Source organism: Rhodobacterales bacterium HKCCA1288, assembly GCA_015693905.1.
Lineage (GTDB): Bacteria > Pseudomonadota > Alphaproteobacteria > Rhodobacterales > Rhodobacteraceae > M30B80.
This window is the reverse complement of record CP065161.1, coordinates 1,730,377-1,743,474: the sequence shown is the minus strand read 5'-3', so window position 1 is coordinate 1,743,474 and position 13,098 is coordinate 1,730,377. Positions and strand designations below refer to the sequence as shown.

Genomic DNA, 13,098 nt, shown 5'->3' with positions numbered 1-13,098 from the left:
CGCCTTAGATAGGCGATTTGTCCCGCCCCGCCTAGAGGTGGTCGCGCTCATGTGGGGCGTTGAAATCCAGCACAGGGTTAATCGGCAGGATGCGTGCGGGATTAATCATATCGTGGCTGTAATGGTAATGGCGGACGATATGATCAAAATGCACCGTATCTGCCACACCCGCCCATTGATATAGCTCGCGCGTGTAGCCCCAAAGATTGGGGTAATCGATGATCCGCTTGCGGTTGCACTTGAAATGCAGGTGATAAACCAGATCAAAGCGGATCAACGTGGTAAACAGTCGCCAATCCGCCTCAGTGATACGTGCGCCGATCAGATAGCGGTTGCGACTGAGGCGATCCTCTAACCAATCGAGCGCGTGAAACAGGGTCTGCACAGCGTCATCATAGGCCGCCTGTGAGGTCGCGAACCCTGATTTGTAGACGCCGTTATTCACCTCGTCATAAATGCGCGCATTCACTTGGTCGATCTCTTGGTGCAGTTCTTCGGGGTAGAAATCCTGCGTGACGCCTGTGATCCCGTTAAAGGCCGAATTGAACATTCGGATAATTTCCGAACTCTCATTCGAGACGATTTTCTCGCGCTCTTTGTCCCACAGGATTGGAACTGTAACGCGGCCCGTCATGTCGGGCGTGTCTTTGAGATAGACATCACGGGCGAAAGGCAGGCCGTAGAGTGTGTCCCCCGTAGCCCCGTCAAAATCTGTCGAAAATGTCCACCCATCGCCCAGCATATCGGGGTGCACAACGCTGACGCTGATATGGTCAGTCAGGCCCTTGATGGCGCGGAAGATCATGGCGCGATTGGCCCAAGGGCACGCATGCGAAACATAAAGGTGATAGCGCCCCGATTCTGCCTTGAAGCCGCCTTCACCCGAGGGGCCTGCACTGCCATCTTCGGTCACCCAGTTGCGAAACGAGGCCACACTGCGCTGGAATGCGCCGCCTGATTTTTTGGTGTCATACCAAACATCTTGCCATGTGCCATCGACCAAAAGACCCATTGGTTCCACCTCGTCTCGCTGTTTCCTGTTGTCTCAGACCTAATGCGTGTGGCCTTTTCGTCCAACCCTAGGTCATGCAGAGGCACTCTGCGTATATGCACAGAACCCATGTTGCAAATTGGCAACGAATTTGCAGGTTGGTTAACCCGATGTTGACCAAAACCAACCATGATCCATGTTACAGTGGGAATTGATAGGTGTGTTATGAACGATTTTTTGCCCAAAGATGTCGTAGATGGCCTGCGCCACGCGAAGATGCGCGATCTCAAGCGCCGTGCGACCCGTTCGGTTCAGATCGGGGATGATGTTTATGCAATCCTAGAATTCACGCCCTCAGGTTTCGCGGTTGACGCGGAAACCACCCCGCATTTGCGCGGTTTGGTGGATGTTTATGAAGGCTCTCGTCACCAGTGTCAGGCCTTGATTATCGCCTCAGAACAAGATGGCGATTTGATGCGCTATGAATTCAAGCGCAACACCGCTGCCTCTGATCGCGCCGCTTTGGATTTTGAAGAAGTGACGCCACAGGTTTCGGGATACTTGACCTGATTCGACTGAATTGGCGCAATAAGCCACCGATTGTGGCCTGCTTTTCAAGAAATTCGTGCGAAAATTGCGCGCAGGTCGCGTGATTTTGCGAAAGAATTTCTGACGGCTTGGATTATCCTGTGACAAAGCTTCACCTCTTTGTCGGAGTGCCAAGATGATCAAGACCCCTTACCTTTTGTTTTTGGGCGATGCGCCCGACCCTTTGGCGGCCAAAGTGGCGCGAGGTATTCGTGATTGGCGTCCTGAGAACGCAATAGGCCAATTCCGCATGGAAGGGTGTCAGGCCGATATGCGCTTGCCTGATATGACTTTGGCCGAGGCGCGCGCCGCTGGTGCGGAAACCCTCGTGATTGGCGTTGCCAATCGTGGCGGGGTGATCTCGCCCGCGTGGAAAAAGGTTTTGATCGCGGCTCTAGAAGAAGGGTTTGATCTGGCCTCTGGGTTGCACAATCTGTTGCGTGATGAGCCTGATTTGGTCGCCGTTGCCAAGGCGACAGGGCGCAGTCTGCATGATGTGCGGGTGCCAAATGTGCAATATCCCATTGCCAATGGCGTTAAACGCAGCGGCAAGCGTTGCCTTGCCGTTGGCACGGATTGCTCGGTCGGAAAGATGTATACGGCGTTGGCCATGGATGCCGAGATGAAGGCGCGCGGGTTGAAATCCAGTTTCCGCGCCACGGGCCAGACAGGTATTCTGATTACAGGCGAAGGCGTGCCATTGGATGCGGTCATTGCGGATTTCATGGCAGGGGCGGTGGAATGGTTGACCCCTGATAATGACCCAGATCATTGGGATATGATTGAGGGACAGGGCAGCCTGTTCCACATTTCCTATTCTGGTGTGACCATGGCTTTGGTGCATGGGGGTCAGCCTGATGCGTTGATCCTGTGCCATGAACCAACCCGCCCCCATATGCGTGGTCTGCCCGATTATGAAATGCCAAGCCTTGAGGCGCTGCGTGATCTGGCCCTGACACTTGCACGCCAGTCTAATGCAGCGGCGCAAGTGGTGGGGATCTCAATCAACACAGCAGCATTTGGCGAGGATGAAGCCTTGGCCTATCTGGCAGAGGTTGAAAAGCGTATGGACTTGCCTGCTGTCGATCCTTTCCGCCAAGGTGCTGCACGTCTTTGTGACGCATTGGAGGCGATATGAGTTTTACCATCACGGCCACGCCCGAAACCTTTCGCTTGGCCGAGGTTTTTACGATTTCACGCGGCTCGCGCAGTGAGGCGCAGGTGGTCACAGTCCATATCAGCCGCGATGGGATCACGGGGCGGGGCGAATCTGTGCCCTATGCGCGCTATGGCGAAAGCATTGCCTCGGTCGTGGCGCAAATAGAGGGGCTGCCTGCAGGGATTGATCGTAAAAGCTTGCAGGACGCATTGCCCGCAGGGGCCGCGCGAAACGCAGTCGATTGTGCGATGTGGGACTGGGACGCAAAATCAACGGGGCGGCCCGTTTGGGATTTGGCGGGGCTTGCGACCGCGCCGCGCGCTGAGATTACAGCCTATACCCTGTCGCTTGATACGCCCGAGCGCATGGAGGCTGCGGCAGCGCGCCATCAATCCCGTCCGCTGCTTAAGATTAAATTGGGCACGCCCGATGACATGCCCCGTCTTGAGGCGGTGCGCCGTGGTGCGCCACGCGCGCGGATCATCGTGGATGCCAATGAGGGATGGACTGTGGACAGCTACAGCGATCTTGCGCCGCATCTGATCCGTCTCGGGGTCGAGATGGTGGAACAGCCGCTTCCTGCGGGTGCCGATGATCTTTTGGCTGAAATCGCCCGCCCCTTACCAGTTTGCGCCGATGAGTCCGCCCATGATCGTGCAAGCCTGCCTGATCTGGTGGGCAAATACGATATGGTGAACATCAAATTGGATAAAACAGGCGGTTTGACAGAGGCGCTTGCGTTGCGCGATGCGGCTGTGGCGGAGGGCTATGGGATTATGGTGGGCTGCATGGTCGGCAGTTCTCTTGCTATGGCCCCTGCGCTTCTCGTGGCACAAGGCGCGGCAATTACCGATCTTGACGGGCCGCTTCTTCTGGCAGAAGACCGTGAGCACGCTTTGACATTTGACGCAGACGGGGTGCATCCTGCGCGTCCAGAATTATGGGGATGAGTTGAGATGACGCGCATCGTATATGTGAACGGCGAATATCTGCCCGAGGATCAGGCCAAAGTTTCGGTGTTTGATCGAGGGTTTCTGTTTGCCGATGGCGTCTATGAGGTGACCAGCGTCTTGGATGGCAAACTTATTGACTTCGAAGGCCACGCAAAACGCCTTGCCCGCTCCTTGAACGAATTGGATATGCGCGCGCCATGTGACAGTGATCGCTTGCTTGAAATTCATCGCGAACTGGTCACGCGCAATGCCTTGGTCGATGGTATGATCTATCTACAGATCACCCGCGGCGCACCCAATGATCGCGATTTTGCCTATCCTGCCCCCGAGACAGAGCCAACCTTGGTGCTGTTCACCCAGTCCAAACCAGGTTTGGCAGAAAGCCCAATGGCAAAGACAGGGATGAAGGTGATCTCTATCGAAGATCAGCGATGGGGGCGGCGCGATATTAAGACTGTGCAGCTCCTTTACCCTTCAATGGGCAAGATGATGGCAAAGGCGGCTGGCTGTGACGATGCGTGGATGGTGGAAGATGGTGCTGTGACAGAAGGCACGTCAAACAATGCTTATATCATTAAGGATGGCACGATCATCACCCGCAATCTTGGCACTGAAATCTTGCATGGGATCACCCGCGCAGCGGTGCTGCGTTTTGCGCGTGAAGCACAGATGAAGGTAGAAGAACGCCCCTTCACAGTCGCCGAGGCGCAAGCCGCAGATGAGGCATTTATCACCTCGGCCTCAACCTTCGTGATGCCTGTGGTTGAACTGGATGGAACGCCGATTGGCACAGGCAAACCTGGCCCTGTGGCGACACGTTTGCGCGAGATTTACCTTGAAGAAAGCCGTAAAGCGGCAATCTGAACAGGCCAAAAAAGAAGGGCGCCAGAGATGGCGCCCTTTTCAGTTGGAGTGAATTGCACCTTAATTTGTCAGGGTAATTGATCCCGCGGTAATTTGCGTAGGCGTAATGTTTTGCAAGGTCGCGACCAATGTGCCTGGCCCACCACCAAAGGACACAAGAACATTGGTGTTTGCGCCGTCTGCCACCAATTGCAAACTCGCCCCTGTCAGATCAGCCGAAGAACCATCTGCATTGGTCAGCAGCACTTGTAGCGTTTCGTTCGCGGTGAAATCGGTCACAGTCACAACATTTTCTGTCAGTAGCGCGGCCCCTGCCGCTTTGGTCACTTGAACGCCGAAGGCATCAACACCAGAGCCGCCTGTCAGAACATCGCCATTGTCGCCGACCAAGACATCACCCTCAGAGCCGCCATTCAACGTATCCGCATTCGCCGCGCCTGCCCCTGTATTGTATTCGTCCAAGGCGGCCAAGGAATCTGCACCGCCACCGCCGATTAGGGTGTTGCGTCCGATCCCATCCACCAGACTGTCGGAGCCAAAGCCGCCATCAAGGCTGTCATCTCCCACACCGCCAAAAAGCGTGTCATTGCCTGTGAAGCCTAGCAATGTGTCATTGCCTTCGCCGCCCCAAAGAAGGTCGCCATCGCCTTCACCGACAATCGAGTCATTGCCCGTGCCGCCAGTAATCGTGTCCGAACCTGCGCCGCCCGCGAGACTGTCATCGCCGCCATTACCCTGCATTTCGTCATTGCCGAAGCCGCCAAACAGCGTGTCATTGCCAAAAGACCCAAGCAGCGTGTCATCGCCGATATCGCCGAAAATTTCATCATTGCCAGCGCGGCCCGTAACGCTGTCATTGCCGGCGCCGAGGCGAATGAAGTCATCCCCATTTGACCCAGTGATCGTGTCATCACCGTCTTTTGCGAAGAGGGCCCCTGCGTCAGACATGGTTCTGCTATCTGCGCCATCTGTGAGATTGATATTGGGAACACTTGCCGATCCAGCGCCCGCACCTGAGCCCGCACCTGCGCCAGCGCCTCCACCTGAGCTGGCACCAGAACCTGCGCCAGCGCCATTTGATGATCTGTTGTCGTCATCGTTATTTTCATCGGTAAGCACAGCATAGCCGATGCCCGCAGCCAAGATTGGCGCCATCAACAAAAGAGCAAGCATAGCATAAACCCCTAAATGCCATTATTCGGCCACAATCTTATATTTTTAGACATTATTAACCAAATAAAAAAATCCAATCCTTGGAAACGGATTGTTCGCAAATCAGCAATGCATTGAAATTATTTGAGTTTCGCCTTTTAGGTGAAGTCACCCTGAGCAAACCAACCGCCTGTTATCGCGCCCCCATGGGCATAAAAAAGCCATAATCTGGCGCCTTGCTCGGTGGTAATGCACCAATAATCCCGCAATCCAGTGCGCCAATTGGGGTCATCAAGCCACCATTCTGGCGCGATTCTTTCAGGGCCGATATAGGATTTCACAGTGAAATTTTGTCGCCGCCAGGCAAAGCGAAATGGCGGTTCTGGGCTGTCGGGGGCATCAATAAATTCGGGCTTGAATAGGGTTAAAGGGCGCGGAAGATGCGCGCGTGGCCATAGGCCCTCAAACGGGTCTGACCATGCGGCCGCAAGAGACTTCTGTGATTTTTCGGGCAGATGACTGTCCGCAGGATGGGGTCGGGTGATTGCTTCTAGCCCAATCCTTGTGCCAATGCGCGTGATCAGATCGTCCAAGGCGCTGCGCGCCGCATGGGCGCGCGCGGCACGATCCCCGCCTTGATGTGGGATGGCATTGCGCGCTTCGGTTTGCAGCGCCTCAAGGCGGATCATGTCAAAGGCTGTAGAAGGTTCTAAATCTTTGAGGCCTTGTTCCATCTGTAATTTCAACAGGCTGTAAACGGTGCGCGCATCGGTATGGCTGCGCGCAAGCCGCAAAGTGATATGACGGCGCGCTTCGGTCATTTCGGCAAGATCAAGACGTAGGCTGCGCAGATCTCGCCCTGCTTTGTCGAGCTTTTGACACAGCGCTTCGGTTAAACGCAGGATCGCTGCATCAAGATCATCACTTGTGCCAATGGGTTCGGGAAAGCTCATGCGCACCGCGAAATAGGGCGTGCTGCGCGCGGGCGAGACAGGTTCGGCAAGACTTCCCAAAGCTTGGTCAAGGCGCTGGAGCAAAAACGGGCCAAAGCGCCGTGCCAGACCTGCGCGGGGTTGCGCAAGCAGATGGTGAATCTGATGCAGGCCAAGCCGTGCCAACCCGTCTATCGTTTCGTCCCCAAGCCGCAAAGCGGCGATAGGCAAGGGCAAAACTGCCGCGCGGGTTTCCAAAGGGGGGGCGATATGTATGGGCATCTCTTTGCTTTGGTGGGCGGGTGGCGCAAATTTTGGGCCCATGTCACGCCTGCGCAAAGCGGCGCGTGCCCGCGTGGCGCGCGCTTCTTGGCTGATGGCATCACCACGGGCTTGATGCGCTCTGCCACGACCATGTCCAAAGCGGGCCAAGGCCCAAGCTGCCCCGCGCGTATCGGCAAGCCCGATTTCCGCACTCAGGCCCAATGCCGCGAGATCGGCGCAAATGGTCTCGGCCATGGCGGTTTCCCCACCAAAAAGATGAGCGCAGCCAGAAATATCCATCACCAGACCATCTGTCCCCTCCGCCGCGATCCAAGGCGAAAATTTCTCTGCCCATCGACACAGTGCCTTGTGAAAGGCTTGTTCTTGCGCGGGGTTTTGACTGCGGGTGATCAGATTTGCACATAGCGCCATAGCGGCGCTTAACGCCTGTCCACGATAAAGCCCTGCGGCTTGTGCTTTGGGGCAGAGCGAGGAGAGAACTTGCCGATTGCCCGCTTCCGCAATCACGGCAAGTGGTTGCAGGCTCGTGCCGCGATGCAGGCGCAAGATTTGCTCCGCAGCAAGATGCGGCAAATAGATCGACAAAATGCGGCGCGTTTTGGCACGGGCCATTTGGGGGGCGGGGGCGGACATTCGAAATCATCCATCAAATGTTCACATTTTGTTCTTATTTAGTCCGCGCCTCAGAAAGAGTCGAGTCCCACCTATTGAAGGCGGCGTAAAAGATCGGGGCTGGCATAGCCATCAGGTAGGAGGCCGTTGACAATTTGATAGGCGCGGATTGCTGCCACGCTATTGGGGCCAATCCGCCCATCGACCCCGCCTGTATCAAACCCTGCCGCGGTGAGTAGTGTTTGCAATTCTGCACGCTCACTCCGCGTTAGGACGCGGTCATTGCGGGGCCATGTGGCGCGAAACCCGTTTGAACGCCCCACGATCCTATCTGACAAATGACCCAGCGCGATCACATAGCTATCAGCGGGGTTATAGCGCTCTAGGACACCAAAATTATCGTAGACCATAAGCGCCACACCATTCGCCCCAGCGGGGAGGAGCAGCGCAGAGGGCCCATGATCTGGCAAGGGCGTGCCATCCGCGAGGGTGACCGCGCGGTTGCGCCAAAAACTGGCGCCGCGTTTTTCCTCACGGCTGGCAAGGCGATAGTCAAATCCTTGTGGCAAGCGCACCTCTAACGCCCAAGGTTGCCCGCGCCGCCATCCTGCTTCGCTCAGGAAATTGGCGGCTGAGGCCAAGGCATCGCGCGGGTCATCGCCCCAAATATCTGCGCGGCCATCGCCCGTGTAATCCACCGCATAGGCCAGATAGCTGGTTGGCATGAATTGCGTATGCCCCATTGCCCCTGCCCATGACCCTGCAAAGGCGCGGGGGCTGACCGCCCCGAGCTCTAGGATTTGCAAAGCGGCGAGAAGTTCGGCTTCGAAATAGGCGCGCCTGCGCCCTTCCCATGCCAGCGTGGCCAATGCGCGCAATGTGTCTGTGTTTCCACGGAAACTGCCATAAGATGTCTCGACCCCCCAAACGGCGACAACCACCTCTCCAGGAACGCCAAATTGAGATTCGATCTGCGCCAAATCTTCGCGCCACCTTTGATAATTGGCCCGCCCGCCTTCGATGCGTTGTGTGGAAACGGCGCTGTCGAGATAGTCCCAAATGGGGCGCACAAATTCGGATTGATTGCCATCAAGACGCACAACCTCATCTAACGGGGTCATTCGGCCAAGGGCGGCATCTATCACTGCGGGCGAAATACCTTGTGCCACGGCGCGGGATGCGAAATCTGCGCGCCATTGAGAAAAACTTTCGCGGGGTGCAGGGTTGGATTGGGTGCTGAGCGTGGCAGGTCGTGGGTAAGGCAAGGGTGAACTGCTGACCGCTAATCCCTGAGCCAAGCTCACCTCTGCGCCAAGCAATATCAAAATGGCGGCCATAGGCGCGCACCATTGCAAGGCGTTTTGCTTCACCTGCATTTTTCTTCCCCGATACAGACCAGCAACAGCCCGCTGGCGCTTGGTTTTGCCGCTCATGGACAAACCTAGCGCGCAGAATGCATTCCGCCTAGGGGCAATCGAGATTAGGATTTTCGCTTTTTCAATTTGCGCAATTTACGCTTTTTGGCTTCAGCTTGGCCCGATCTGCGCCCGCCAAAGCCGCGCTTGCCGCGTTTGCCGCCTGTGTTGGGGCGGTGTTGCGTGCCGTGAATTTCTAGTAGCTCAAGACCGATGCCGCCTGTGACGGGCAAGGCCTCCGTCAGGCGCACCAAGACGCGATCCCCAATGCCTAAGGTTAAACCCGTATCCGCACCCATCAATGTCTGGGTGTCTGCATCAAAATGGAAAAACTCGCGGCCCAAGCTGCGCACGGGCAATAAGCCGTCTGCGCCTGTTTCATCCAGTTTCACGAATGCGCCGAACCGCGCCACGCCTGAAATGCGACCTGTGAATTCAGCCCCTACGCGATCCTTGAGATAGGCGGCCAGATAGCGGTCGGTCGTGTCTCGCTCGGCCACCATCGCGCGGCGCTCAGCTTCGGAGATTTGTTTGGCGGTGGCGTCCAGCGTTTCGATATCTTCGGCGCTCAAGCCATCCTTGCCAAAGCCGTGAGACGAGATCAGCGCCCGATGCACGATCAAATCTGCATAACGGCGAATGGGGGATGTGAAATGGGCATAAGCCCGCAGAGCAAGGCCAAAATGGCCGAAATTTTCGGGGTGGTAATAGGCCTGCTGCATTGAGCGCAAGGTTGAGATATTGATCAGCTCATCGTGATCCGTGCCCTCGGCCTGCGCCAAAAGCGCATTGAGATGGCGGGTCATCAACACCTGACCTTTCGCCAAAACAAGCCCCGCTGTGGCGGCTGTCTCGCGCAAAGCGTCCAGCTTGTCGGGATCAGGTTCTTCGTGAACGCGGAACAAGAGCGGCGATTTTTTCGCAATCAAAGTTTCAGCTGCGGCGACATTGGCCAAAACCATGAATTCTTCAATCAGGCGATGCGCGTCTAGCCTGTCGCGGAAGGCCACGCTTTCAACCTCGCCTTCTTCGGAGAGAATGATACGCCGCTCTGGAAGATCAAGGTCAAGCGGTTGGCGGCGCGCCCGCGCCGTTTTGAGTGCCTCATAAGCCGCAAAGAGGGGTGCGATGACGGGCTCCATCAAAGTCTCGCAACGCGGGGTTGGGGCGCCGTCTTGGGCGGCCTGCGCCTCTTCGTAGGACAGAGATGCGACCGAGCGCATAAGCCCGCGATGAAAGCTTTGCGCCTTTTTCTCACCTGTTGCATCAATGACCATGCGCACGGCAAGACAGGGGCGCAAAACGCCCTCATGCAAAGAGCAAAGATCCCCCGACAATCGGTCAGGCAGCATCGGCACAACGCGATCTGGGAAATAGGCAGAATTACCGCGCTTTTTTGCCTCGCGATCAAGCGCACTGCCCGCGCGCACATAATGCGCGACATCGGCAATCGCGACCCAGATGATATGACCGCCTTTGTTCTTCGGGTCAGGGTCTGCATGCGCATAGCACGCATCATCATGGTCGCGCGCGTCTGAGGGGTCGATGGTCACGAATGGCAGATTGGTCAAATCTTCGCGACCTGATTTTGATGCTGGTTTGGCTTTGTCAGCCTCTGCGATGACCTCGTCTGGGAAATTATCGCGCAGCCCATGTTCATGGATAGCAATAAGGCTGACCGCCTTCGGCGCGCTTGGATCGCCAAGCCGTGTCACGATGCGCGCCCGCGGCAGGCCCATGCGGGACTTTGGCCCTGCAAGTTCGGCCTCAACCAACTCGCCATCTTTTGCGGATAAGGTGGCATCTGAGGCTACGCGCCATTCTTTGTCTGATCCTTTGGTGACGGGCAAAATACGCCCACCTTCCGAGGTTGTGCGGAAAATACCAATGAATTTGCGGGGATTGGTGCCGATGCGCCGAATAAGGCGCGCGAGGTAATTGTGGTCTTCGCCATGAACCTCTTGCAAACGAGCAAGGATACGGTCGCCTTCACCCAAGGCAGGATCAGCCTCACGGGGAACATATAGAATTTTTGGCGCGTCCCCCTCGCCCTGCCATTCCATCGGACGGCAGAATTGATCCCCTGCGCTATCTTCGGCCAAAACTGTCAGGATGGCCACGGGTGGTAATTTATCGGGGTCGGCATAGGTTTTCTTGGTGCGGCGCAGATGGCCTTCTTCTTCAAGCTCTTTGAGAAGGCGCTTGAGATCAATGCGCGCGGCCCCTTTGATACCAAAAGCCTTCGCGATATCGCGTTTTGAACTGGCATGTGGATGATCGGAAATCCATTGCAGGATTTCGCTTTTTGATGGGATCGCGCTCATGGCACTGCCCTAGCATGGTGTGGGCCTGCCGTCATGGGGTAATCTTAAAGCGCCAAAAGATCGCTGCGGGTCAGGCTAAAGCCTGAGGCAATCCAACGTGCTTCTAATTCAGCAAGGGCTTTGCCCAAGTCTGGCCCCTGCAATTTGGGCATGAGATCGGCTGCGCGAATTGGAAACTCGGCCTGTGCGCCCAATGTTGCGGCTGCCCATTCCGACAGATCAAGCGGGGTTTCAAAGAAGGCATGGCGCAGCATCAGCGCCGCGTGGGCCATTGTCTCACCATGGCGATAGCCCAATTCCGCGCCCGCCATGTTGCCCGTAGCTGTTTCGCGCAAAACTGCCACATTTTGGGCCATAGATTTGGACAGACGGAGTTCCGTTTGCAGATCTTCCCCCCCAATCGCGGCAAGCCTAAGGGCGGGATCAGGTGCAAAGCCGCGCTCGGCCTCAAAATGCAAAACTGGCCCTAAGGCGCGCAGATTTGCGCCTGTGATGCAGTGGTGTAAAATTCCCGTTTGCTCCATCGCGGCCAAGGCGGGTGCGGGGTTCTGGGCGCAGAGAAGCTTGATCATCTCTGCCCCAATCCGTTCGCGCGATAACTGGTCTAGCCCGTCTGCCAGTACCGCACAGGCCGCGAGTATGTCCGGGTCAAACCCTGCATCTGGCGGTGCATAATGCGCATGAAATCGGAAGAAGCGTAAAATACGAAGATAATCCTCACGGATGCGGTGATGCGCCGACCCGATAAAGCGTAGCAGACCCCTGCGCAGATCCTCCATGCCTTGGCCCGTGGGATCAGATATCGCACCGCCCGCATCAACATAGAGTGCGTTGATCGTGAAGTCCCGCCGCATGGCATCCTCGATCAGGCTTGTGCCAAAGGCTACGGTTGCGCGGCGGCCATGGGCTTCGACATCTCGGCGAAAGCTGGTCACTTCATAACTTTCCCCTGATAGGATCAGGGTTACGGTGCCGTGTTCAACGCCCGTTTCCACGCATTTTACAGAGGCCGCTTGCGCCAATTCGATTACCTGCTGTGGGGTTGCATCTGTGGCGATATCAATATCCCCTACCGCGTGACCCATCAGGTGATTGCGCACCGCACCGCCCACAACATAGGCTTGGTGGCCTGCATCGCTCAAAAGTGCCAAGGCTGCTTGCGTGGTGCGATTGGAAAGCCAATCTGCGGATATGATAGGGGATTGGTTCATGTGATCCGATCCGCAAGAGATTTCAATATCCGCGCGGTCGCGCCCCAAATGTAATAGGGGCCATAGGGCACGGCATAGAATTTGCGCCACTGTCCCTGCCAGCGGCGGGCCTCGATACGGAAATTCTGCGGCTCCATCACGAAGGAAAGCGGGACGCGAAACACCTCGTCTACTTCGTTCGCTTCTGGCATTGCTGTAAAGGGCGTGGTGATTTCAGCCAAGATCGGGGTGATCAGATAGCCCGTGACTGTTTCATGCGGCAACAGATGGGACAGCACATTGACCTGTGCCGCAGGCAGACCGATTTCCTCATGCGCCTCGCGCAGGGCGGTATGATCGAGGCTAGCATCGGTTTCGTCCTGCTTGCCGCCTGGGAAAGCAATTTGTCCAGGGTGATGGGCCAAATGCGAGGCCCGTTTGGTCAATACAACCTGTGGCGTGGCCCCAAAGGCTTCGATGCCGAAAAGCACAGCGGCAGGGCGCAGTTTGCGTCCCGCAGGCAATTTGATGTCAGGGTTCAAATCATAATCGGAGGAGGGTTTGGCGGGCCGCTCAAGCGCCGCCATCAACTGATCTAGAGTGATCTTTCCCGCCGCCCCCGCCATTGGCCCT

Annotated in this window: 11 protein-coding genes; 4 read left to right on the top strand and 7 right to left on the bottom strand. The window is 56.5% G+C overall.

The window, feature by feature from the left end; translation table 11 throughout:
• Nucleotides 1-31: 31 nt before the first annotated feature.
• Entirely contained in the window at nucleotides 32-1,012 is a 981-nt protein-coding gene (locus tag I3V23_08555; GenBank protein QPI84643.1) for a glutathione S-transferase family protein, read from the bottom strand.
• Nucleotides 1,013-1,216: 204 nt separating this feature from the next.
• Here I3V23_08555 and I3V23_08550 point away from each other — a divergent pair, with 204 nt between their 5' ends.
• The 4 genes from I3V23_08550 (at nucleotide 1,217) to I3V23_08535 (ending at nucleotide 4,555) form a co-directional block, all read left to right on the top strand.
• Nucleotides 1,217-1,561 (top strand): hypothetical protein, encoded by a 345-nt coding sequence (locus I3V23_08550; protein QPI84642.1) that lies wholly within the window; start codon nucleotides 1,217-1,219, stop codon nucleotides 1,559-1,561.
• Between the two features lie 154 nt (nucleotides 1,562-1,715).
• Nucleotides 1,716-2,717, top strand: coding sequence for a DUF1611 domain-containing protein (locus tag I3V23_08545; protein ID QPI84641.1), 1,002 nt, complete (start codon nucleotides 1,716-1,718; stop codon nucleotides 2,715-2,717).
• The gene (locus I3V23_08540; protein ID QPI84640.1) at nucleotides 2,714-3,688 is read left to right on the top strand and encodes a dipeptide epimerase; all 975 of its coding nucleotides are present in this window, start codon (nucleotides 2,714-2,716) and stop codon (nucleotides 3,686-3,688) included. Before I3V23_08545 ends, I3V23_08540 begins: the two co-directional genes overlap by 4 nt.
• A 6-nt stretch (nucleotides 3,689-3,694) precedes the next feature.
• Nucleotides 3,695-4,555, top strand: a complete 861-nt coding sequence (locus I3V23_08535) for a D-amino-acid transaminase (GenBank protein ID QPI84639.1) — start codon at nucleotides 3,695-3,697, stop codon at nucleotides 4,553-4,555.
• 60 nt (nucleotides 4,556-4,615) lie between these two features.
• Here the strand turns inward: I3V23_08535 and I3V23_08530 are convergent, their stop codons facing one another.
• From I3V23_08530 to I3V23_08505, 6 genes are all read right to left on the bottom strand, one after another.
• The gene (locus I3V23_08530; protein QPI84638.1) at nucleotides 4,616-5,728 is read right to left on the bottom strand and encodes a hypothetical protein; all 1,113 of its coding nucleotides are present in this window, start codon (nucleotides 5,726-5,728) and stop codon (nucleotides 4,616-4,618) included.
• A gap of 137 nt (nucleotides 5,729-5,865) precedes the next feature.
• Nucleotides 5,866-7,536: a DNA polymerase Y family protein gene (locus I3V23_08525; protein ID QPI86763.1), complete on the bottom strand. Its 1,671-nt coding sequence runs from the start codon at nucleotides 7,534-7,536 to the stop codon at nucleotides 5,866-5,868.
• A gap of 92 nt (nucleotides 7,537-7,628) precedes the next feature.
• Entirely contained in the window at nucleotides 7,629-8,873 is a 1,245-nt protein-coding gene (locus tag I3V23_08520) for a lytic murein transglycosylase (protein QPI86762.1), read from the bottom strand.
• 143 nt (nucleotides 8,874-9,016) lie between these two features.
• Nucleotides 9,017-11,275, bottom strand: a complete 2,259-nt coding sequence (gene rnr, locus I3V23_08515; protein QPI84637.1) for a ribonuclease R — start codon at nucleotides 11,273-11,275, stop codon at nucleotides 9,017-9,019.
• A 44-nt stretch (nucleotides 11,276-11,319) separates the two neighbouring features.
• Nucleotides 11,320-12,486, bottom strand: coding sequence for a CCA tRNA nucleotidyltransferase (locus I3V23_08510; protein QPI84636.1), 1,167 nt, complete (start codon nucleotides 12,484-12,486; stop codon nucleotides 11,320-11,322).
• Entirely contained in the window at nucleotides 12,483-13,091 is a 609-nt protein-coding gene (locus I3V23_08505; protein ID QPI84635.1) for a CoA pyrophosphatase, read from the bottom strand. Before I3V23_08505 ends, I3V23_08510 begins: the two co-directional genes overlap by 4 nt.
• Nucleotides 13,092-13,098: the final 7 nt, after the last annotated feature.